The organism is Aromatoleum anaerobium (genome assembly GCF_012910705.2).
In the GTDB taxonomy this organism is placed as follows: Bacteria; Pseudomonadota; Gammaproteobacteria; order Burkholderiales; family Rhodocyclaceae; genus Aromatoleum; species Aromatoleum anaerobium.
Genome location: NZ_WTVG02000039.1, coordinates 50,121 through 70,910, shown reverse-complemented (window position 1 = coordinate 70,910; position 20,790 = coordinate 50,121). Strand labels below are relative to the sequence as shown.

The following is a 20,790-nucleotide window of genomic DNA, read 5'->3' as shown; positions in this document are numbered from 1 at the left end:
GGCCGCTTGCGCGGCCCCCTTGGTGCGGGATCAGCCGATCATCAGTGGTGGTGTCCGCCGGCGCCGTGAACGTGACCATGCGAGAGTTCTTCGGCAGTCGCCGGACGCACTGCGGCGACCGTGACATCGAACACGAGGGCGGTGCCGGCGAGCGGATGATTGCCATCGACGACGACCTTGCCGTCGGCGATGTCGGTGATGCGGTAGATCATCTCCTCTTCGCCGTCGTCGCTGACGCGCTCGAAGGACATGCCGACTTCGATGTTGTCGGGGAACTGGCCCACTTCCTCGACCAGCACCAGTTCTTCATCGTAGTCGCCAAAGGCGTCTTCGGGCTGCAGCTTGACCTTGAGCTGGTCGCCGACCTTCTTGCCGTGCAGCGCTTCTTCCAGCACGGGGAAGATGCCGTCGTAGCCGCCGTGAAGGTAGACCAGCGGCTGCTGACCGTCGTCGATCATGGTGCCGTCGGGATCGACGACGGTGTAGTTAAGCGTTACCACGCTGTTCTTGACGATTTCCATGTGCATTCTCTGTTTGCAGTTTCCTGACCAGTTCGAAAACCCCCGCCACGTGGCCGCGGGGGGCAACGTCCTGGAGCTTGTGGCGGATGACGCCTTCCTTGTCGATGACGAAAGTCGTCCGCACCACCCCCATCTTCTTCACACCGTCGACTTCCCTCGGCTGCCACACGTGGTAGAGCCGGCAGACCTCCCTCTCGACGTCCGAGAGCAGACGTACCGACAACCCGTGCTGGTCGCGAAACTCGGCGTGGGTCAGGCAATCGTCGGGACTCACACCGACCACGATGCAGTCATGACGGGCAAAGTCGTCTTCGTGATCGCTGAAGTCGGCCGCCTGGCGCGTGCATCCCGGGGTGTTGTCGCGCGGATAAAAGTAGAGGACCACATGATGCCTGCCGCGTTCCGCGGCGAGGTCGAAAACCTCCATCTCCGCATCCGGCAATGAAAACGCTGGCGCCATCTCACCGATCTGCAGCATGTGATCCCCCTGACGTGCGAAAGATTCTAACGGAGAGCCGGAGCGAACTCTACCGGTAACCGGAGCGGGCCGCAGCGCCCTGAAAAGTCTTCAACGGGCGCGGCGACGCCAGGTCGCGGGCGGCAGGCCGACCAGACGCTTGAAAGCGCGCGAGAACGCGGCTTCCGATTCGTAGCCGACATCAAGCGCGATCGAGGCAACGGTGCGGCCGGTTTCGCGCAGCAGGCGCGAACCGACCTGGATGCGCCAGTTCGCCAGGTAGTGCATCGGCGGTTCGCCGAGGAACTGCACGAACCGCTCATGCAGCGCGGAGCGGGACAGCCCGACCTGCTGGCCGAGTTCATCGATCGTCCACGGACGCTCGGGGTATTCATGCAGGAGAGCAAGGGCGCGGCCGACGTAGCGGTCGCGCAAACCGGCCAGCCAGCCGGTCGCGTCTTCCGGCAGGCCGTCGAGATAGCGCCGCGCGGTGTCGACGAACATCATCTCGGCCAGGCGTTCGAGCACCGCGTCAGCGCCGGGACGGCGCTGCGTGGACTCCTGCGCCGCCTGGTCGATGACGCGTGCGATGGCCCCTCCGGCGCGCGCCGCCGGCAGGTGCAGCAGGTGTGGCAAGGCCGCCACCAGCGGGTTGAACGGCCGCAGGTCGCAGCCGAGGAATCCACATACCAGGATGGTGTCGGCGTCGGCGACCGGTGCCGCAGCGCCGGGTTCCCTGACGCCGCGGTGGTAGGCGACGGGCATCGGCCGGGGTTCGTGCCGCGTGGCGAAGACCCAGTCGGCGCTCAGGCGTGCGGGCTCCACGCCCGGGGCGCTCGACATGACGTGGGCGTCGCCGTGGGGAAACATGACGATGTCGCCGACCCCGAGCCGCACCGGCGCAAACCCGCTGACCGCTGCCCAGCCGGCGCCCTTCGCGACCATGTGGAATTCCATGACGTGCTCCGCGCCGGGCAGCACTGCCGCCGCGATCTCCCGCGCGGGAGGCGCTTCGGCGGCCCAGTCCTCCCAGCAGCTGACGTAGTAGAAGACCGCGCCACGCAGGCGAACGGCACGCAACAGATCGGACAGCGTATCTCGGCTCATGGCGTTGTTCCGGCCGGCAATGCCCGGGCTGCGCAGTACCATCGGAGCGACAGGCGGTCAACTGCGGACGCACGAGCAAATTTGCCCGACTCTCAGTGAAGCATCAAACGCGGCGCGGCGAAAGAATGACTGCGTCGGAAGGTGAGTTCGCCGCGCCGACCCGGGCCCGCAGAGGACCGGTTTTCCCCATCGACAGGAGACCATCATGAACGCACCCACCGCCCTGTGCCCCTCCAGCCAGTCCATTGCGGTTCCGCCGCCACCCGACCTCGAAGCGATCAAGCTGCGCCAGCAAGCGACCTGGGCAAGCGGAGATTACGGATTCATCGGCACGCGCCTGCAGATCGTCGGCGAATTGCTGGCCGAAGCCGTCGACCTGCGCGCGGGCGAACGCGTGATCGATGTGGCCGCCGGCAACGGCAATGCAACGCTGGCCGCGGCACGGCGCTTCGCCGAAGTGACCGCGATCGATTACGTGCCGCACCTCCTCGACCAGGCCGCCGGGCGTGCACGCGCCGATGGCCTGGCGGTGGACTTCCGCGTCGCCGACGCCGAAGCGCTGCCCTTTGCCGACGGCAGCTTCGACGTCGCGCTGTCAACGTTCGGCGTGATGTTTACCCCCGACCACGACCGCAGTGCCGGCGAATTGCTGCGCGTGGTTCGCCCCGGCGGGCGCATCGGCCTTGCTGCCTGGACTCCGGCCGGATTCATCGGCGAACTGTTCCGCGTCATCGGCGCCCACGTTCCGCCTCCGGCCGGCGTCCGCTCGCCGCTGCGGTGGGGCGATGAACCGTACCTCGTCGAGTTGTTCGGCCGCCACGCCACCGACATCCGCTGCGCGCGCCGGTCGTTCAACTTCCGCTACCGCTCCGCAGCCCACTGGATCGAGGTCTTCCGCACCTACTACGGCCCCACACACAAGGCCTTCGAGGCGCTGGATGACGCGGGGCAGGCGCGGCTTCACGCCGATCTGCTGCAACTGCTCGAATCCCGCAATACGGCCGGACCGGACTCGCTGGTGGTTCCGAGCGAATACCTCGAAGTGGTGATCACGCGGCAGTAGTGCAGCGGGTCGACGCGCTGAAGCGCACGGGCTGGACATTCGCGGCGGCTGTAAGGTCCACACCGTTCCGCGCGTCGACTCAATGTGGGAGAAGACCAGAATGCACATCCGCGACACCCTCGGAAAACTGCTCGGCGTTGCCCCGCCCCGCGCCCCGGACGACCATCACCCCGAACTGCTCGGCAGTCTGCTGGTGATGGCCTGGATGGTGGAGGCGCGCGACCCTTACACCGGCGGGCAGTCTTCGACGCCTGTCTCGACAAGCTGCCGGAGCGGATCGCCCGCGTTTATATGATGCGTGAGTTCCTCGAGCTCGACACCGGCGAAATCTGCCAGCAGCTCGATATTTCCACCAGCAACTGCTGGGTGATTCTCCACCGCGCCCGCATGGGGCTGCGCGAATGCCTGGAGAATGGCTGGTTCCAGGGGGAGTCCGTCGCATGACGAACTGCAGGGAGGCGACCCGCCTCATGTCCGAAGGGTACGAGCGCATGCTCACGTTCAGGGAACGCATTGCCCTGCGGGTGCACACCCTGTCGTACCCTGAGCATGGCGCCCGTTCCTCAGCAACAGGCGGCCGAACCGCCCGACTGCGCGCTGCGGTCGAAGGGCATCTGGCTCCCGCAGCCCTCGAACAGGCCGAAGTGGCGGTCGAAGTTGCCGATGAACTCGAAATGCTCGCGAAAGCGCGTGTCGTGCAGCATGCGCCACGTGTTGCCGCACACCGGGAAGACCCGGCCGGCCTCGATGTCGTGGTGCTTGTCGAGGCGGAAGCGCTGCGCCATCGACGGCACGCTGCCGCGGTAGATCACCGCCTGCCCGTAGTCCTCGCACTGCGGCTCGAGGCCATCGAGCTTGAACAGGCGGTAGGTCGCCGAGTGGAAGCCGATGCCCTCGGCGCGTGCGGCGAGCGCCGGGTCGGTGATCTCGATCGGGCGGTCCTCGACGAGCCGCGGGTCGTCGAAGCCGTGCCGCCGCGCAAGCGCCAGGAAGTCCGCCCAGTACAGCGCGCCGCCGAGACATTCACCGTAGAGCAGCGGGTCGTTGCGCACCGCGGCCGGTACGCGCCGGTCGGCATAGATGTCCGAGAAGTAGAACTCGCCGCCCGGTTTGAGCAGGCGGAAGACTTCGCGCAGCACCGCGTCCTTGTCCGGCGAGAGGTTCACCACGCAGTTCGACACCACGGCGTCGAAGCTCGCATCGGGCAGGCCGAGCTCGTCCAGATGCTCGATGTAACCGAGGTGGAAGGCCACGTTGTCGCGACCGTAGCCGAAGGCTTCGCGGTGGTATTGCTGATGGCGTCGGGCGACGTCCAACTGCTCCTCGGTCATGTCGACGCCGACCACCTGCCCGTGCTCGCCGACGAGTTGCGACAGCACATAGACGTCGCGCCCAGAACCGCTGCCCAGATCCAGCAGCCGACAGCCGTCCAGTAGCGGCGGGCAGACGAGACCGCAGCCGTAATAGCGCGACAGCACCTCGGGGTGCACCCGCGCGAGCAGCGGCTTGAGCCACGCCGGCATCCGGCTCGCATCGCAGCAGGCCGTCGTGCGCAGGTCATCGCTGCTCTGCAGCTGGTTTCCGTAGTAGTCCTTGACGACTTCATGCATGGCTTGAATCTCCGGGGAAAGATGCGCTGGACGGTGTTCTGGTGCCGCTCATGCCGCGCAGCTCTGACTTTCGGCGTGCGCTTCGCCCAGCGCCCCGCCGCAGCTCGACCCCTGCCCGGCCGTGCAGCCATAGCAGTGGTCGGCGACGCGGATCGCACGGCCCGCGAGCGTCTCGGCAGTCCCGAACGCGTCACCGAGATGTTCCTTGTAGGCGCGCTCGAGCGCTTCTTGCGGCGGCGGCAGGACCGGACCCTGCGGGTTGTATACGAGATTCAGCACCAGTTCGCTGCCGCGCATGCCGTAACCGAGCGCGTTGAGTTTGCGCAGGCCGCGGATGCTCGCAGCGAAGACGCCCTTGCCGCGCTGCCGGTCGACGTTGTCTTCGAGGTAGCAGGGCAGCGAGGCGACGACCTCGACCTGTTGTCGCGCGAGAAAGGCCGCCAGATCTTCGTCGCCCGGCTCCTCCAGGATCGTCAGGTTGCAGCGGTCGATCACCCGCACGTTGCGCTCCTGCGCCGCCATCACGAGACGGCGAAAGTTCGCATTAAGCTCCGGCGCCCCGCCGGTCAGATCGAGCGTCGTGACCATCGGACTCGCGTCGAGAAAGGCGATTACGGCGTCGACCGTCCCGGCCGACATCTCCTCGCGGCGGTTCGGGCCGGCATTGACGTGGCAATGGACACAGCTCTGGTTGCAGCGGTATCCCAGATTCACCTGCAGCGTTTCGATCCGCGATCGGCGGATTTTCGGGAAATCGGTGACGCTGAGCAGCGGAAAAATCGGGTGCATCGGGGCCTCCTGGAGCACGGTTGTTTTTGATTGTTTCCTATACATGGCCGGAGTCGGACGAGCGGGGCGATCCTTACATCGTCTGATCGTCTGCAAAACTTTTGCGCCCTTCGACAGTGCGTGGGGCGGCAAGGAGAAAGCGGGCGGCGATCCTCTCCCGACACTGCCGCACTGTCCTCGTGGCGCGCAGCCACGGCGCACCGCCGGCCTGGGTCACCCAGACGATCTCGTCGGCATCGAGCACCTCGCATCGCGCACCTGTAGCCGCCCGGCCGCGACCGCTTCCGGCAGCGCCTGCGGCGCGCATTCCTGCAGCACGACGAGCGCCTGCGCGAGTTCCAGCGAGCGCCGCGCCGCAGCGTCGGTCATGATGTCGCGATAGAGATCGGTACCGGTGAGCACCACCGCGAGCCCCCTGCCCGGCTGCGCGCCGGCCCAGGCCGCGATCGATTCCGCCGACCGCCGCGCATGCAGCGCGAGCATCGCGGCGTCGCCGGCGGCGAGCGCATCGGGCAAGGCCTTGACGATGCGCACGCGGCAGTCGCCGGCGAGGTGCCGCTGCCAGCGCCGGGCCGTCTGCCAGTTGCCGTTGTTGGCGTCGCGCAGCGCCGGGCTGACGATCACCAGTTGCGGCATACGCGAGGCGCGTGCTGGCGCCGGAGATTGCGCCACGGGTTCAGGCACGGGCGGCGAACACCGCCAATCAGCCGCGCGCATCGCACCAGTGACGCGACGCCGAACATCCGGCGGCAGGCGTTGCGAGCGCGAAAAGTCGAGGCTGACCGGGCAAATCTGCTCGTCGGGCGTGCAGCGATTCGGCAGAGAATTCCGGAAAACTCGTCATCGGGTCGTCTCGGGCACAAGCCCGGTCAATCGCCCGGGTCGTGTCCCGGGGCGCGGGGTGAGAAGCCGGAATGGTCGGCAGGTCGTCGTCTCCGGTCAGGCAGAAGCGCGGGTCGGGCGGCCACCGCAGGCGGTCCGGCCTCGTGATTGTCGCGAACTTCGGCGAAGGTTTCCACCGCGATCAGGGTGCGCCAAGCGCCTCAGGACATGTGCGTCGTGGGCAGGAAGGTGAGGCGCTGTCCGCGCATCGGCGCGGTGACCGCCTTCCGAAGTCGCCCCTATTCGAGTTGGTCGTTTCACTGCGTGCGCCCTTACGCGCGGGCAGTCGGGAAACGAGCGGACTGCAAAAAGAAACGCTTCTACTGTAAGGAATCGGCACACCCCACGACCAATGCGCATGACCATCCGCCTCGGCGGACGGTCTGTCGTGCCAAAACATCCACTTCACGATGGAGGGACGTTTCCATGAATCACGCCAACACGTGTCGCACCGTCACCGCGATGGTTTCCGCTGGCCTGGTGAGCGCTGCGCTCGGCCTTCCGCTGACGGCGTTTGCGCAGACCAATCCTTGTGCCGCCGGAGCCCGCGCGACGCGCGCGCCGATGGCAGGCAAGGCGCTGGACTGGAAATCGAAAGAGCTCGCGGCGCTGGTGGCCTACATGGGAGACGAGCAGAAGCGCTTCAAGGCGCACTTGGCGAAGAATCCCTGCGCCGCCAAGAACCCCTGCGCTGCGAAGAATCCGTGCGCCGTAAAGAAATGACGACGGGCACGGCCGCAAGGGTCCCGACCGCTCCGTCGCATGACGGGGCGCCCGCTGCAGGCCGGCCGGAGCCGCCCGGTCTGGCGGACTTCCTCCCCGCGCTTCGGGATCTCGACGCACGCACCCGGCGCGAACTCCTCGATGCCGGGAAGGAAGTGCTCGAATGCCGCCGGGTGCTGACCAAGGTCGGCCTCAACGTGGTCGGCGAGGTGCTGCGCGACCAGGGCGATTTCGTCGAGATGGAGCACTACCCGCGCGACGACGTGTTCGATGCCGACACGCACGCGCAGTACTATTACCACGCGCACCGCGGCGACATCGAGCACGGGCACTTCCACACCTTCCTGCGGGCCGGGGGCATGCCCGAGGGAGTGGCGCCCCTGGCATGGCCGCAGGCGAGCGAGCCCTGGCCCGCGGGCGGCGATGCGATCAGCCACCTCGTCGCGATTTCGATGGATGCATGGGGAGAGCCGATCGGCCTGTTCGCGACCAACCGCTGGGTTACCGGCGAGACCTGGTATCCGGCCGACGACGTGATCCGCATGCTCGACCGCTTTGAGATCGACCATGCGTGGCCTTCGTGGCCAGCGAACCGCTGGCTGGGCGCGATGCTGCGGCTCTACCGGCCCTGGGTCGAGGGCCTGATCCGGCATCGCGATGCGGTGATCGCCGCGCATCTGCGCGAGCGCCGGGGCGAGGATATTTTCGAGGATCGTTCGCTGGAGATCACCGGCTATCTGCCCGTCTCTGTCAAGCATCTGATCGCAGCCCTGGAGGAGGCGGCATAGACGAACAGCAACTGCTGGGTGATCCTGCACCGCGCACGCATGGGACTGCGCGAGTGCCTGGAGAACCGCTGGTTCCAGGGAGGGGCTATCGCATGATGAACTGCAAGGAGGCGACCCGCCTCATGTCCGAAGGGTACGAGCGCGAGCTGACGCTGCGCGAGCGCCTCGCGCTGAAGATGCACAGGATGATGTGCATCGGCTGCACCAACTACGGCAAGCACCTGGGCTTCCTGCGCAAGGCCGCGCAGCGCTTGCGCGAAGGCGGCGCCGACAGCGAAGGTTGAAGCCCACGACACCCGCCCGAGGAGCGTGTGATGGGATTCATGCTGGGACGCATGGAAAACTGGCTCGGGCGCGCCCTGATCGATGGCCGTCAAGACGCTCAGCAATTACGCCAACCATCTCTTCCATACCCCGCTCGACTCGGCGTTCAAGGGACACCGCTGGGGGCAGCAGAGCTGACTACAGGCCCTGAGGAAAGCCTGCTCCACCGGACGGCGAGATCAGCGATCTTTCGTCACTGCCGGGCTGTCTAAAATTTGCGGCACTTACGGCACGACGCTGACCCCGGCTGTAAGGAGAAGCATGCGCCGTGCGACCAATCACTACGAGTGTGCTCGCCACCCTCCCCCTGAACATCGAACTGGAGGATCTGATCATGAGAACAATTGCAAGTGGCTTGATTGCGGCCGCCATCGGCGCCGGAATCCTCGCGGCGGCCCCTGCGGGTGCGGCCTCGACCAGTCTTCATGGCTGGTTGTGGTTTGCCGCGGTGCTGCCGGGAACCTGGCTGGGCGGCAGGCTTCGACCTTATTTCGGGCTGTGACAAGGATCATAATGAAACCCGGACATGTCCTCGCCGTCGCGTAACAAGGCACCGGCGGCAGGTGCGGCCGTGTCGCCATCGCCATCGCCCCGGCGGGCGATTCATCAACTGGTCGTCTACCTGACGCCATGAGCGCACGCCACATTCGTCGATCGAGCGGGGCGGAAAATCCGTTGTAAGGATTGATGCGGCATCGGCGACTTAGCGATGTGACCGCAGGAAACGCATGTGGTCTCTTGCCGCAACACCCTACCGACAGAGAGGACAGATCATGAAATACGCCCACACCCGCCGCACGCTCACGACCCTCTTTTCCGCCGGCGTCCTCAGCGCCGCGCTGGGCATGCCTCTGGCGTCACACGCCGCGAACCCCTGCGCGCCGATGACGGGCACCCAGGCCGCCAATCCGTGCGCTGCAAAGAATCCCTGCACTGCGCGGATCCACCACCGACTTCCCGCCGCTGCCTGCGACGCCGAGCGAATTCGTGCGACGGTGTAAGGTATTCGCGCCGACTGACGACCAACCGATACGTGGCGTCCGCGCCAGTTCCCAACCAACCGGGCCCCGAGAATGAAAACCAGCCGACTTGCGCTCCTCGCCACGATTGTCCTCGCGATGGCCCTGTTCTTCCTGTTCGATCTCGACCGGTACTTCAGTCTCGACTTCTTCAAGAGACAGCAGGCCGCCATCGAAGCGTGGCGGGACGCGCGGCCGGCGGCTGCGGCGTTGCTGTTCTTCGCAGTCTATGTCGCCGTCACGGGCCTGTCGCTACCGGGCGCGGCGGTCATGACACTCGCCGCGGGCGCGATCTTCGGCCTGGGGTGGGGCACCCTGATCGTCTCCTTCGCTTCCACGATCGGCGCCACCCTCGCCTTCCTCGCCTCGCGCTTCGTGCTGCGCGACATGGTGCAGGCGCGCTTCGGCGACCGCCTGCGCGCGATCAACGAAGGCGTCGCGAAGGATGGCGGCCTCTACCTCTTCACGCTGCGCCTGGTGCCGGTGTTTCCGTTCTTCGTCATCAACCTCGTGATGGGGCTCACGCCGATCCGGACCTGGACCTTCTACTGGGTGAGCCAGCTCGGCATGCTGGCCGGCACCCTCGTCTATGTGAACGCCGGCACCCAGCTCGTCCGGATCGACTCGCTCGCCGGCATCCTGTCGCCGGGCCTGCTCGCCTCCTTCGCGCTGCTCGGCGTGTTCCCGCTGATCGCGAAGAAGATCGTCGAGCTGGTCAAGGCGCGGAAGGTGTATGCCGGTTGGCAGAAACCCGCACGCTTCGACCGCAACCTGGTGGTGATCGGCGCAGGCGCGGCCGGGCTGGTCAGCAGCTACATCGCCGCCGCGGTGAAAGCGAAGGTGACCCTGGTCGAAAAGCACAAGATGGGCGGCGACTGCCTGAACACCGGCTGCGTGCCGTCGAAGGCGCTGATCCGCTCGGCGAAGCTGCTGTCGCACATCCGGCGCGCGAAGGAATTCGGCATTCGCGAGGCCACGGCGGACTTCGACTTCGCCGACGTGATGGCGCGCGTGCATGCGATCATCAGGACCGTCGAACCGCACGACTCGGTCGAGCGCTACACCGACCTCGGCGTCGAGGTGATCGAGGGCCGGGCGAAGATCGTCTCGCCATGGGAAGTCGAGATCGCGCGCAACGACGGCGGACACGAGACGCTCACGACGCGCAGCATCATCATCGCCGCCGGCGCGCGCCCCTTCGTGCCGCCGATTCCGGGCATCGACGACGTCGGCTATTACACCTCGGACACGATCTGGAACCTGCGCGAGTTGCCCCGTCGCCTGCTCGTGCTCGGCGGCGGCCCCGTCGGCTCGGAGCTCGCGCAGACCTTCGCCCGCTTCGGCGCCGCGGTGACGATGCTCGTGAAGGGAGAGCGGATCATGCCGCGCGAAGACCCGGAAGTCTCCGAGCTGGTGATGGGACGTTTCCGCGCCGAAGGCATCGAGCTGCGAACCGGCCATGAGGCGAAGCGCTTCGTCGTCGACGACGGCGAGAAAGTCCTGATTGCCGAACATCAGGGGCAGGAAGTGCGCATTCCGTTCGACGTGCTGCTCGTCGCCGTCGGCCGCGCGGCGAAACTGAAAGGCTACGGCCTGGAGGAACTGGGCATTCCGGTCGGGCGCACGGTCGCGGTCAACGAATACCTGCAGACGAACTACCCGAACATCTACGCCGCGGGCGACGTCGCCGGCCCGTATCAGTTCACGCATACCGCCGCCCATCAGGCCTGGTATGCCTCGGTCAACGCGCTGTTTGCGCCGTTCAAGAAATTCCGTGCCGACTATTCGGCCGTGCCGTGGGCGACCTTTGTCGATCCCGAGGTCGCGCGCGTCGGCCTGAACGAACAGGACGCCAAACGGCGCAACATCCCCTTCGAGCTCACTCGCTTCGCCATCGAGGATCTCGACCGCGCGATCGCCGACGGCGAGGCGCACGGTTTCGTCAAGGTGCTCACGGTGCCGGGCAAGGACAGGATCCTCGGCGTCACGATCGTCGGCGAGCACGCCGGCGACCTGATCGCCGAGTACGTGTTCGCGATGCGTCATGGACTCGGACTCAACAAGATCCTCGGCACGATCCACATCTACCCGACGCTCGCGGAAGCGAACAAGTACGCCGCCGGCGAGTGGAAGCGCGCCCACGCGCCGCAAAAACTGCTCGAATGGGTCGGGCGTTTCCACGGCTGGCGCAGGGGGACTGGCGGTGCACGATCGGACACCGGACCAAGCGTTGGAAAAATCCCGAATGCGAACGCCTCGTCCGGGAGCTGAGCGCATGCCCGTACATCTGCGCCTGCTTGCCGCCGGCTTCGGCTGGCGGCACAAGCGGTGCCGGTCGTGCACAGCACATCAACGAGATGGGTGATCCGGCCCTCGCCGGCTGCGCAGGAAGTCGACAACCTGGTCGGGAGGCAGCGGGCGGCTGATCAGATAGCCCTGGAGTTCGTTGCACTTGAACAGGCGCAGGAACTTCGCCTGTTCCTCCTCCTCGACGCCTTCGGCGATCACCTTGAGGTCCAGCGAATGGGCGAGCGAGATGATCGTCGCCACGATCGTCATGCTCTCGGGCGTCGTCGCCATGGTCTCGATGAAGGACTTGTCGATCTTCAGGGCGCCGACCGGCAGCTTCGCGAGGTAGCCCAGCGACGAGTACCCGGTGCCGAAATCGTCGATCGCGATGTCTCCGCCCATGAGCCGGATCTCGGTCAGCTTCGCGATGTTTTCCTGCATCTCGGTCATCACCATGCTCTCGGTGATCTCGAGATCCACATGCCGCGCATCGCCATTGGCTTCCTCGATCGCGCCGCGCACGGATTCGACGAAGTTCTTCTGCTGCAACTGGATCGCGGACACGTTGACGGCAATGCGAGGCGGTTCGATCCCCGCTGCCTGCCAGGCGTGCGCGTCGGCGAGCGCCTGGCGGATCGCCCATAGCCCCACCTGCAGGATCATGCCGGTCTCTTCGAGGATCGGAATGAACTTGTCCGGCTGCACCAGGCCGACGGTCGGGTCGTTCCACCGCATCAGGGCTTCGAGCCCGGTGACGAGGCCGGTCGCTCCGGACACTTTCGGCTGGTAATAGAGCACGAATTCGTTGCGTTCGAGGGCTTGGCGCAGGCGGTTTTCAAGCATCAGCGATTCGGCCACGCGGGCATTCATTTCCGGCCCGTAGAACAGGTAATTCGTCCCTGAGCCCTTGGCCTTGCGCAGCGCCGCCTCGGCATTCCTGAGCAGGGTATCGGCGTCCTGGTCTTCGCCGGTCGTGACCGCGATCCCCGCCGACGCGGCCACCCGCAAGCCGTGCTCGCCGATGACGATCGACCTGCTGAACACGTCGACGGCGAGTTGCTCGATCAGGTGCGCGATTTCGGTGACCTGCCGGTTGTCGCTGACGATGCCGGCGAAATGGTCGACGGCGATGCGGGCGACGTCCATCGGATTGGGCCAGGCTGCGCTCAGCCGCTGCCCGACCTCGCGCAACACCCCGTCGCCGACTTGGCGGCCAAAGGTTTCATTGATGTTGCGGAAGCGGTGAATGTTCCACACTACGACCGCGACGCGCTCGCCCGGGTGCTGCCGGACGCTTTGCAGCGCCTGGGTCAGGTGTTCGAGCAGATGGGCGCGATTCGGCATGCCGGTGAGGAGATCGTGGTACGCGACGAACGCGAGGCGGTCCTTCTTCGCGATGAATTCGAGCGCGAACGACACGTCGCCGGCAAGTTCGCCGAGGAGCTGCAGTTCGTCGCCGGCAAAAAAACCGGGCTCCGGGGCATAAAGCACCAGCACCGCCGCGACCTTCCCTTCGGAAAAAAGCGGCAGCGCGATTTTCGAGCGGTATCCGTAGCGCTGCGCTTCGGACAATCCGGTCATGCTCGCCCCTGATGCCGGTATGTCGTTGATGAACACCGGAATCCCGGTGCGCACCGCCTCTCCGACCGGATCGCGGGTTTCTCCGGCAGTGGCGGCGGCGAGTTCCCGGACCGTCACCGCGTCGTCGCCGCCGGCCCATGCCACGGGAGTGACCTGCGTCGTCGCCGGGTCGAGTTCGCCGATCCATGCGATGCCGAATCCCCCCGCCTCGACCGCGATGCGACAGGCCTCGTCGAACAGCGCGTCGCGGCTGTGAATGCGCACGATCGCGGAGTTGATGCCGCTCAGGACGGCATACACACGCGTGAGACGGCGAATGTGCTGCTGCTGCTCGCTGCGTTCGAGAAACTGTCCGATCTGGCCGCCGAGCGACGCCAGCGTATCAATGAGCCGCAAATCCTCATCCTGGTATTCGCGGCTGAAGGCCTCGAGCACGCCCGCGACCTCGCCGCGCACGACGATCGGAAACGCGCCGCCCGCGCGCAGCCCTGCGTCGAGCGCCTCGATGGTCCAATGGCAGCGGGGATTCGGTTCGATTCGCGAACGCCACAGCGCGCGGCGCGACGACCAGACGTTGCCCGGAGCACCGCTGTCGCGTTCGAGCACCATCCGGGATATCTTCTCCACCCATTTGCCGCACAGTTCCGTTGGCTGGCACCACGCGCCGAGGCAACACAGCACACCCGCAGGCTCATCCACCTTCCACAACGCCCCCGCTGCGAAATCGAGCTTTGCGCAGATCGCCTGCAAGACCTTCAGCGCGACTTCGTCGAAGCTCACCGCTTCACCGAGGATCCGCGCCACCTCGTATTGCGCGCTCAAATGCCGCTGCGCGCGTTCTCGCGCCACGATCTCCACTTCGAGTTCGAGGGCATGCCGGCTTACCTGCCGGTACAGGCTGCCGTTCTCGTAGATCCGTCCGACCTGCGCGGCGAGGATGCGCAGCAATTTCTCGTCGTCCGCGGTGAAACCGCCCTCCCCCTGCTTGTTGCCGAGGCACAGCCAGCCATAAACCTTGGTCAGCGACGTGAGCGGTGCGGCGACGACGGAACGCAGTGGCGGATACCCTGCCGGCAAGCCGGTTTCCACGCCCCGCTCGACGGGAAATTCGCAGCGTTCGGCCTGTTGCTCGCGATAGACCCGCCCGAGCAGGCCCTCATCGAGTTGCACCGCTCCCATCGTCGCGACAACTTCCGGCGGAATGCCGGAATGGACGGTGTACGCCCGCGCCTCGCTGTCCGTACAGCGTGCGACGAGGCTCCCGTAGTCCGCGCCGATGAGCTGCCGGGCACTCTTGCAGACGTGGTCGAGCAGATGAGCCAGCTCGCGCTGCGATGCGAGTTGCAGATTGAGCTCGATCAGCGCCTCGAGCTTGGCGCTTGCCGCCTGCAGCTCGGCGACTTTCTCGGCGAGCTTGCCGGTTATCAGGTGCAGGTGCCGGCGGTCGAACTCGGGTTCCTGGAGCGTCACCGGCACGCGGGCCGGCTGTTCGAGGGCCTTCGTCACGACCCGGATGACCTCTTCGGGATCGGACGGCTTGGTCAGGATATCGACGACTCCGCACGCCTTCGCCAGCCGTTGCGCGTCGTCCTCGAGATAGTAGGCGGTGTAGAAGATCACCGGCGTCTCGCTGATCGCCGCATCGGCGCGCAGCTGCCGCACGAATTCGTAGCCGTCCACCTGCGGCATCAGGATGTCGCAAATCACCAGCGCAGGCTTTTCCTCGCGCACCAGCCGAAGCGCCTCCGCACCGTCCGCCGCCTCGATGACGCGATGATTCAATGCCTTGAGAATCGTCGCCAGCAACTCCCGGTTGTCAGGCATGTCATCGACGACGGCGATAGTAGCCATGCTCGAGTATCGTCCTCCAGTCACTGGCCGCCGTGCTGCTGGCGCAGCGACGGCGGCAGATACTGTTCGATCAGTGCGACGAACTGTTCCGGTTCGATCGGTTTCGACAGATAACCGTCGAACCCCGCGGCAAGCACCTGCTCCCGGTCTCCGATCATCGAAAACGCGGTGACCGCGACCACCGGGATCGCCGCCAGGACGGGCTCGCTCTTGAGCTGCCGCACCACTTCGTAGCCGTTCTTCTTCGGCATCTGGAGGTCGCAGATGATCAGGTCCGGTCTGTCGCGGCGCGCAAGATCGAGCGCCGCCTCCCCGTCCTCGGCCGAAAGGATGTCGTAACCGTTTGCCGCGAGAAGATAGCGCAGCAGTTCCAGGCTGGCAGGATGATCTTCCGCGATCAGTATTCGTGCGGCCACTTTTCAGGGCTCCGGCAAAGTCAGGGTGAAGACGCTGCCCGTACCCGGCGCGCTCGTGCAACTCAGCTCGCCCCCGAGCAACGCGGCGAGCTTGCGGCTCAGATGCAACCCGAGACCGGTGCCTTCCACTCCTTTCGTCCGCGACGCCTGCCCCTGGACGAAGGCTTCGAACAACGAGGCAAGCTCCTGCTCCCCGATTCCCGGTCCGGTATCGCTGACCGACAGCACGAACCTGCATTTTTCGCCCGAATCGTCGAGCGCCAGGTCGATCCGGACGCTGCCGTGCAGGGTGAACTTTATCGCGTTGCCGACGAGGTTGATAACAATCTGACTCAGGGCGCGCCGATCGGTTTCGAAGACGATCGCCTCGACCGGCATCGCGACGATCAGTTCGAGCCCCTTCGACAGCGCCTGCGGGCGCAGCGAGGCAGCGATTTCGCCGACCAGCGCGCCGCAGTCGGTCGGCTCGAAATTGAGTTCGACCTTGCCAGCCTCGATCTTCGCGAGATTCAGCAGGTCGTTGATCAGCGCCAGCAAGTGGCGCGCGTTGTTGCGGACAATCTCGAGCTGGCGGGTCTGTTCGGAATTGAGCTCGCCCGGCAGCTTCATCAGCAGCGTGCCGGTGAAGCCGATCACGGCATTGAGCGGCGTGCGCAGCTCATGGCTCATGCTGGCAAGGAAGCGGTCCTTTGCGCGGTTGGCGGCGAGCAGTTCGAGATTCTTTTCCTGCAGCGCCTGCTCGAAACCCCTGCGCTCGCTGACGTCGCGGATCGCACTCATCACCACCGGCGTTTCCTCGGTTTTCAGCGGGCTCAGGCTGATCTCGACGGGAAATTCCGTTCCGTTTTTGCGCAAGCCGTACAGTTCCAGCCCCGCGCCCATCGCCCGGGTGCGGGGCGCCGAAAAATAATGCGACCGGTGGCCCTTGTGCGCGTTGCGGAAACGCAGCGGCAGGAGGTCCTCGACCGGACGCGCGCGCAGTTCATCGCGGTCGTAGCCGAAAAGCCGCTCGGCCTGCCGGTTCGCGATCAGAATGTGACCGGTGGGATTGACGATGACGATGCCGTCGGGCATCGAATCGAGCAGTTCCCGGAACTTCGATTCGAGCGACTTGCTGTCGCGCTGCACTTTCAGCTGCGTGACGTCTTTCTCCGAAAACAGCAGGTACAGTTCGTCCGGCGCCCCCTGCCCGACCTTGCCTGAAATCACGACGTACATCAGCGTGCCGTCGTTGCGCCGGCGCAAGGCCTCGAAAGTGCCGCGCCCGCGTTCAGTCGTTTCGGCGATGAAATGGTCCTGCTCCGCTTCGCTGCCCGGCACCGTCACGAGCTCGTGGACCCTCGTGCCGACGGCCTCCGTGCGCGAATAGCCGAACATCCGCTCGGCGCCGTCGTTCCACTCCAGCACCGTGCCGGCATGATCGAGCATCATCAGCGCATCGGGGTCATCCGCGATCCATCTGTAATCGACCTGGTCGGGCATTGCTCCCTCCGGAAAGTGGCACGCCGGCCGCGCGTGGACCGTGCTGGAAAGCGAACCGCGGCCGCAGTGCACAGCTTATTCAATAACCGGTAGAAACGGGACGCCGGACCCGTAACAAATCACCGTCCCCGCCGACGAGGCGATGCGATGCGATGCGAGCGATAGTCAGCCTTCGAGCTCGCGGGCGCGGTCGATCGCCTCCTCGATGCGATCGACCGCGATCACCCGCATGTCGCCCAGCGGTTGCCGCGGAGCGTTCGCCTTGGGGATGATCGCGGTGGTGAAGCCGAGCTTCGCCGCTTCCCGGAGCCGCTCCTGGCCGCGCGGCGCCGGACGGATTTCGCCCGCCAGCCCGACCTCGCCGAATACCACCAGCTCGCGCGGCAGCGGGCGGTTGCGCAACGACGACACGATCGCCAGCAATACCGCGAGATCCGCGGCAGGCTCGGCGATTTTCACCCCCCCGACGGCATTGACGAACACGTCCTGGTCGAAGCACACGACCCCGGCGTGCCGGTGCAGCACGGCGAGGAGCATCGCCAGCCGGTTCTGTTCGAGCCCCACCGACAGCCGTCGCGGATTCGGGCTGTGCGCGCCGTCGACGAGCGCCTGGATCTCGACGAGCAGCGGACGCGTGCCTTCCTGCGTGACCAGCACGCAGCTGCCCGACACCTGCTGGCTGTGCTGCGACAGGAAAAGCGCCGAGGGATTGCTGACGCCGCGCAGCCCGCGCTCGGTCATCGCGAACACGCCCAGTTCATTGACCGCGCCGAAGCGGTTCTTGAACGCGCGCACCAGGCGGAAGCTCGAATGGGTATCGCCTTCGAAGTACAGCACGGTGTCGACCATGTGCTCGAGCACGCGCGGGCCGGCAAGGGTGCCGTCCTTCGTCACGTGGCCGACCATGATCATGCAGGTGCCGCTCTGCTTTGCGTGGCGGGTCAACTGCGCGGCGCATTCGCGCACCTGTGCGACCGAGCCGGGCGCCGACTGCAGCACTTCGGAATACACCGTCTGGATCGAGTCGATCACCACGATGCGCGGGCGTTCGTCGCGGAGCATCGCCAGGATCCGTTCCAGGTTGATCTCCGCCAGCAGTTGCAGCCCGGCGGGGTCGAGCTGCAGGCGCTGCGCGCGCAGCGCCACCTGTTCGCCCGACTCCTCGCCGCTGACGTAGATCGCCTTGTGCCGGGCAGCCAGCACCGACAGCGCCTGCAGCAGCAGCGTCGACTTGCCGATGCCGGGGTCGCCGCCGATCAGCACGACGCCGCCCGCCACCAGCCCGCCGCCCAGCACCCGGTCGAACTCGTCGATCCCAGTGGGGGTGCGCGGCTCTTCGCGCGGTTCGAGATCGGCCAGCGTCTGCAGTTGCGCAGTGCTGCCGGCCAGCGCCGCGAAACGGCTGCCCCCGCCAGCTTCGGCCACGGTTTCGACGAGCGTGTTCCACGCCTTGCACTGCGGGCACTGTCCCTGCCAGCGCGGCGCCTGCGCGCCGCATTCGGTGCAGCTGAAGACCGTCTTCGCTTTCGCCATCACTCGCGTCCGGGCAAGGCTCCGGCCATCGCGGAGAGCTCTGCGACGGCGTGTTCCGCAAACGTCGTGATGAGGCTCGAGCGGAACTTGTCCTTCGGGATGATCACTTCGAGCGGCGTGTACTGCTTCGGTTCAAGCGGCACGGAAATCAGCCGCCCTTCCCCGATGTCGCGCTGGATCGCGGCGAACGACGCGATTGCAAAGCCGACGCCTTCGGCAGCCAGATATTTGACGGTCGCAAGGCTGCCGAGCTCGGCGCAGATATTGACTTCGTCGAGGCCGATTCCGGCCGCGGCGAAGAACTGCTCGGCCAGTTCGCGGATCGCGTTGCCCGGATCCCGCGTAATGAAAGCATGGTCGAGCAGATCGTGCGCGGTGAGCCGCGTCTTCGACGCGAGCGGGTGTCCGGGGCGGCAGATCACGAACAATTCGTCGCGCGCGGCGGTAAAGCGCTCGATCGCCGGCTGTTCCGACACGATCTCGATCAGCCCGAGGTCGAGCTCCCGCGCCGCGACCCGGTCCTCCGTGAGCTGCGAATTGCCCACCACGACCCGTGGAATCACGCGCGGATATTTATGCTTGAAGCGCTCGAGCAGCTTCGGCAGCCAGTACGCGGCGATCGTCGTGCTGGTGCCGATGCTCAGCGTTCCCCCCAGTTCGTCGGTCAGCTCCGACACGCGCGACTCGAGTTCCTCGGACAGGTCGAGGATCCGGTCGGCATAGGCGAGCACGACTTCGCCGGCCGTCGTAAGGGTGACCTTGCCGTGCCCGCGCTCCAGCAGGCGGGTGTTGAAATGTTCCTCGAGCTGCTTGATCTGGAACGTGACCGCCGGCTGGGTCATGAAAAGATGCTCGGCTGCGCGGGTAAATGAACCGTGCTTGGCCACCGCGCTGAATACCTGCAGCCTGCGATCTGCCATCCCGCCTCTCCATAAATCGTGTTTATATGCTGTATTAAACCACATGCCGCGCCTACGGTGGGGGACCTACCCGGTTCCAGCCGAGCGCCGAACAGGGCGGGCCTTGTTTCGAATCAAAACAATTCAGCCCTGCCGTGATATAAACCGCCCTTTACTCACGTGACGGCGCCTCCCTCCGATGCCGCTCGGCTTCTACATCATCATGGCAGCGCAGTTTTTTTCCGCGCTGGCCGACAATGCCTTGCTGATCGTTGCAATCGCGCTTCTCCGTGAGATGGCAGCCCCGGAACAATTCGAGCCGCTGCTGAAACTGTTCTTCACGGTTTCCTATGTCGCCCTCGCCGCGTTTGTCGGCGCCTTCGCGGATTCGATGCCGAAGTGGCGCGTGATGCTGATCAGCAACACGATCAAGATCGGCGGGTGCCTGATGCTGTTCCTGGGTGCGCATCCGCTGCTCGCGTACGCGGTGATCGGTCTGGGCGCGGCGGCCTACTCGCCGGCGAAGTACGGCATCCTTACCGAATATCTCCCGCACCGGCTGCTAGTCGTGGCCAACGGCTGGATCGAAGGCCTGACCGTCGGCGCGATCATCCTCGGCACCGTGCTCGGCGGCCTCCTCATTCGCCCCGATGCATCGGCCTGGCTCGCGAGCCTGAACCTGCCGCTGGTCAACGGCACATTCAGCGCCACGATCGCGGTGATCGGCCTGTTCTACGTGGCGGGCGGAATCTTCAATTTCTATATTCCCGACACCGGCGTCGACCACAAGCCGCTCAAGAACAATCCGGTCTACCTGATCCATGATTTCAACCATTGCCTGAAGCTCCTGTGGCGCGACAAGCTCGGCCAGATCTCGCTCGCGGTCACGACGCTGTTCTGGGGCGCCGGGGCGACGCTCCAGTTCATCGTCATCAAGTGGGCCGAACATAACCTGGGGTTCAATCTCTCGCAGGCCTCGATGCTGCAGGGCGTGGTCGCGATCGGGGTGGCGCTGGGGGCGGTGATGGCGGCGAAGATGATCAGCCTGCGTCGTTCCGTCAGCGTGATTCCGCTGGGAATCGCGATGGGAATCGTGGTGATGGCGATGGTCACCGTCACCCACGCGACGCTCGCGATGCTGCTGATGGTGCTCGTCGGCGCCCTCGCCGGATTTTTCGTCGTGCCGATGAATGCGCTGCTGCAGCACCGCGGTCATATCCTGATGGGCGCCGGGCACTCGATTGCGGTGCAGAACTTCAACGAGAACCTGTCGATCCTGGTGATGACCGGCCTTTATGCGCTGCTGATCATGTCGGGCCTGTCGATCCACATCGTCATCGTGATGTTCGGGCTGTTCGTCGCGGGAATGATGCTGCTGGTCAAGTGCCATCATGAACGGAACCAGCGCGAATTCGATTCAGTCGCGCTGCTAGACGAACACAAGCACTGAGCAAGA

At 65.7% G+C, this 20,790-nt stretch carries 21 protein-coding genes; 10 read left to right on the top strand and 11 right to left on the bottom strand.

Going from position 1 to position 20,790, the window contains the following annotated elements; genetic code table 11:
• Positions 1-41: 41 nt before the first annotated feature.
• From GO606_RS12490 to GO606_RS12480, 3 genes are all read right to left on the bottom strand, one after another.
• Entirely contained in the window at positions 42-527 is a 486-nt protein-coding gene (locus GO606_RS12490; RefSeq protein WP_211166473.1) for an FKBP-type peptidyl-prolyl cis-trans isomerase, read from the bottom strand.
• On the bottom strand, positions 487-999 hold the full coding sequence (locus GO606_RS12485) for a peroxiredoxin (protein WP_169117131.1): 513 nt from the start codon (positions 997-999) through the stop codon (positions 487-489). The genes GO606_RS12490 and GO606_RS12485 overlap by 41 nt, the downstream gene beginning before the upstream one ends.
• A 90-nt stretch (positions 1,000-1,089) precedes the next feature.
• Positions 1,090-2,085 (bottom strand): AraC family transcriptional regulator, encoded by a 996-nt coding sequence (locus GO606_RS12480; RefSeq protein ID WP_169117130.1) that lies wholly within the window; start codon positions 2,083-2,085, stop codon positions 1,090-1,092.
• A gap of 205 nt (positions 2,086-2,290) precedes the next feature.
• Between GO606_RS12480 and GO606_RS12475 the strand changes: the two genes are divergently transcribed.
• From GO606_RS12475 to GO606_RS12465, 3 genes are all read left to right on the top strand, one after another.
• Positions 2,291-3,148 carry a class I SAM-dependent methyltransferase gene (locus GO606_RS12475; protein ID WP_169117129.1) on the top strand — a complete coding sequence of 286 codons (858 nt, stop codon included), beginning with the start codon at positions 2,291-2,293 and terminating at the stop codon, positions 3,146-3,148.
• 100 nt (positions 3,149-3,248) lie between these two features.
• Complete coding sequence (locus GO606_RS12470) at positions 3,249-3,443, top strand: hypothetical protein (protein WP_169117066.1); 195 nt, start codon at positions 3,249-3,251, stop codon at positions 3,441-3,443.
• Positions 3,440-3,592: a sigma factor-like helix-turn-helix DNA-binding protein gene (locus tag GO606_RS12465; RefSeq protein WP_246979537.1), complete on the top strand. Its 153-nt coding sequence runs from the start codon at positions 3,440-3,442 to the stop codon at positions 3,590-3,592. Before GO606_RS12470 ends, GO606_RS12465 begins: the two co-directional genes overlap by 4 nt.
• 119 nt (positions 3,593-3,711) lie before the next feature.
• Here GO606_RS12465 and GO606_RS12460 read toward each other — a convergent pair whose 3' ends face one another.
• From GO606_RS12460 to GO606_RS12450, 3 genes are all read right to left on the bottom strand, one after another.
• Positions 3,712-4,758 carry a methyltransferase domain-containing protein gene (locus GO606_RS12460; protein WP_169117128.1) on the bottom strand — a complete coding sequence of 349 codons (1,047 nt, stop codon included), beginning with the start codon at positions 4,756-4,758 and terminating at the stop codon, positions 3,712-3,714.
• A gap of 48 nt (positions 4,759-4,806) precedes the next feature.
• Entirely contained in the window at positions 4,807-5,547 is a 741-nt protein-coding gene (locus GO606_RS12455; RefSeq protein WP_169117127.1) for a DUF3641 domain-containing protein, read from the bottom strand.
• Positions 5,548-5,760: 213 nt separating this feature from the next.
• Entirely contained in the window at positions 5,761-6,183 is a 423-nt protein-coding gene (locus GO606_RS12450; protein WP_169117126.1) for a hypothetical protein, read from the bottom strand.
• A gap of 672 nt (positions 6,184-6,855) precedes the next feature.
• Here GO606_RS12450 and GO606_RS12445 point away from each other — a divergent pair.
• The 6 genes from GO606_RS12445 (at position 6,856) to GO606_RS12420 (ending at position 11,554) form a co-directional block, all read left to right on the top strand.
• Entirely contained in the window at positions 6,856-7,152 is a 297-nt protein-coding gene (locus GO606_RS12445) for a hypothetical protein (RefSeq protein ID WP_169117125.1), read from the top strand.
• Positions 7,149-7,940, top strand: a complete 792-nt coding sequence (locus GO606_RS12440) for a DUF6969 family protein (RefSeq protein WP_169117124.1) — start codon at positions 7,149-7,151, stop codon at positions 7,938-7,940. The genes GO606_RS12445 and GO606_RS12440 overlap by 4 nt, the downstream gene beginning before the upstream one ends.
• A gap of 92 nt (positions 7,941-8,032) precedes the next feature.
• Positions 8,033-8,224 carry an anti-sigma factor family protein gene (locus GO606_RS12435; RefSeq protein WP_169117123.1) on the top strand — a complete coding sequence of 64 codons (192 nt, stop codon included), beginning with the start codon at positions 8,033-8,035 and terminating at the stop codon, positions 8,222-8,224.
• A gap of 308 nt (positions 8,225-8,532) precedes the next feature.
• Positions 8,533-8,766: a hypothetical protein gene (locus GO606_RS12430; RefSeq protein ID WP_169117065.1), complete on the top strand. Its 234-nt coding sequence runs from the start codon at positions 8,533-8,535 to the stop codon at positions 8,764-8,766.
• 271 nt (positions 8,767-9,037) lie between these two features.
• Positions 9,038-9,265, top strand: a complete 228-nt coding sequence (locus GO606_RS12425) for a hypothetical protein (RefSeq protein WP_169117122.1) — start codon at positions 9,038-9,040, stop codon at positions 9,263-9,265.
• A gap of 72 nt (positions 9,266-9,337) precedes the next feature.
• Positions 9,338-11,554 (top strand): FAD-dependent oxidoreductase, encoded by a 2,217-nt coding sequence (locus GO606_RS12420; protein ID WP_169117121.1) that lies wholly within the window; start codon positions 9,338-9,340, stop codon positions 11,552-11,554.
• A gap of 78 nt (positions 11,555-11,632) precedes the next feature.
• On the opposite strand, the gene GO606_RS12415 is transcribed toward GO606_RS12420, so the two are convergent.
• From GO606_RS12415 to GO606_RS12395, 5 genes are all read right to left on the bottom strand, one after another.
• Complete coding sequence (locus GO606_RS12415) at positions 11,633-15,004, bottom strand: EAL domain-containing protein (RefSeq protein ID WP_169117120.1); 3,372 nt, start codon at positions 15,002-15,004, stop codon at positions 11,633-11,635.
• A 20-nt stretch (positions 15,005-15,024) separates the two neighbouring features.
• The gene (locus GO606_RS12410; RefSeq protein WP_169117119.1) at positions 15,025-15,420 is read right to left on the bottom strand and encodes a response regulator; all 396 of its coding nucleotides are present in this window, start codon (positions 15,418-15,420) and stop codon (positions 15,025-15,027) included.
• A 3-nt stretch (positions 15,421-15,423) separates the two neighbouring features.
• The gene (locus tag GO606_RS12405) at positions 15,424-16,902 is read right to left on the bottom strand and encodes a PAS domain-containing sensor histidine kinase (RefSeq protein ID WP_169117118.1); all 1,479 of its coding nucleotides are present in this window, start codon (positions 16,900-16,902) and stop codon (positions 15,424-15,426) included.
• A gap of 165 nt (positions 16,903-17,067) precedes the next feature.
• A complete protein-coding gene (radA, locus tag GO606_RS12400) occupies positions 17,068-18,435 on the bottom strand; it encodes a DNA repair protein RadA (protein WP_169117117.1) in 1,368 nt (455 codons plus the stop codon).
• Positions 18,435-19,355: a LysR family transcriptional regulator gene (locus GO606_RS12395; protein WP_169117116.1), complete on the bottom strand. Its 921-nt coding sequence runs from the start codon at positions 19,353-19,355 to the stop codon at positions 18,435-18,437. Before GO606_RS12395 ends, radA begins: the two co-directional genes overlap by 1 nt.
• A gap of 178 nt (positions 19,356-19,533) precedes the next feature.
• Here GO606_RS12395 and lplT point away from each other — a divergent pair, with 178 nt between their 5' ends.
• Positions 19,534-20,784 carry a lysophospholipid transporter LplT gene (gene lplT / locus GO606_RS12390; protein WP_169117115.1) on the top strand — a complete coding sequence of 417 codons (1,251 nt, stop codon included), beginning with the start codon at positions 19,534-19,536 and terminating at the stop codon, positions 20,782-20,784.
• Positions 20,785-20,790: the final 6 nt, after the last annotated feature.

Excerpts from the sequence above, each read along its gene's own strand:
- GO606_RS12490 (WP_211166473.1), bottom strand. The coding sequence starts at position 527 with ATGCACATGGAAATCGTCAAGAACAGCGTGGTAACGCTTAACTACACC.
- GO606_RS12485 (WP_169117131.1), bottom strand. The coding sequence starts at position 999 with ATGCTGCAGATCGGTGAGATGGCGCCAGCGTTTTCATTGCCGGATGCG.
- GO606_RS12480 (WP_169117130.1), bottom strand. The coding sequence starts at position 2,085 with ATGAGCCGAGATACGCTGTCCGATCTGTTGCGTGCCGTTCGCCTGCGT.
- GO606_RS12475 (WP_169117129.1), top strand. The coding sequence starts at position 2,291 with ATGAACGCACCCACCGCCCTGTGCCCCTCCAGCCAGTCCATTGCGGTT.
- GO606_RS12470 (WP_169117066.1), top strand. The coding sequence starts at position 3,249 with ATGCACATCCGCGACACCCTCGGAAAACTGCTCGGCGTTGCCCCGCCC.
- GO606_RS12465 (WP_246979537.1), top strand. The coding sequence starts at position 3,440 with ATGATGCGTGAGTTCCTCGAGCTCGACACCGGCGAAATCTGCCAGCAG.
- GO606_RS12460 (WP_169117128.1), bottom strand. The coding sequence starts at position 4,758 with ATGCATGAAGTCGTCAAGGACTACTACGGAAACCAGCTGCAGAGCAGC.
- GO606_RS12455 (WP_169117127.1), bottom strand. The coding sequence starts at position 5,547 with ATGCACCCGATTTTTCCGCTGCTCAGCGTCACCGATTTCCCGAAAATC.
- GO606_RS12450 (WP_169117126.1), bottom strand. The coding sequence starts at position 6,183 with ATGCCGCAACTGGTGATCGTCAGCCCGGCGCTGCGCGACGCCAACAAC.
- GO606_RS12445 (WP_169117125.1), top strand. The coding sequence starts at position 6,856 with ATGAATCACGCCAACACGTGTCGCACCGTCACCGCGATGGTTTCCGCT.
- GO606_RS12440 (WP_169117124.1), top strand. The coding sequence starts at position 7,149 with ATGACGACGGGCACGGCCGCAAGGGTCCCGACCGCTCCGTCGCATGAC.
- GO606_RS12435 (WP_169117123.1), top strand. The coding sequence starts at position 8,033 with ATGATGAACTGCAAGGAGGCGACCCGCCTCATGTCCGAAGGGTACGAG.
- GO606_RS12425 (WP_169117122.1), top strand. The coding sequence starts at position 9,038 with ATGAAATACGCCCACACCCGCCGCACGCTCACGACCCTCTTTTCCGCC.
- GO606_RS12420 (WP_169117121.1), top strand. The coding sequence starts at position 9,338 with ATGAAAACCAGCCGACTTGCGCTCCTCGCCACGATTGTCCTCGCGATG.
- GO606_RS12415 (WP_169117120.1), bottom strand. The coding sequence starts at position 15,004 with ATGGCTACTATCGCCGTCGTCGATGACATGCCTGACAACCGGGAGTTG.
- GO606_RS12405 (WP_169117118.1), bottom strand. The coding sequence starts at position 16,902 with ATGCCCGACCAGGTCGATTACAGATGGATCGCGGATGACCCCGATGCG.
- radA (WP_169117117.1), bottom strand. The coding sequence starts at position 18,435 with ATGGCGAAAGCGAAGACGGTCTTCAGCTGCACCGAATGCGGCGCGCAG.
- GO606_RS12395 (WP_169117116.1), bottom strand. The coding sequence starts at position 19,355 with ATGGCAGATCGCAGGCTGCAGGTATTCAGCGCGGTGGCCAAGCACGGT.
- lplT (WP_169117115.1), top strand. The coding sequence starts at position 19,534 with ATGCCGCTCGGCTTCTACATCATCATGGCAGCGCAGTTTTTTTCCGCG.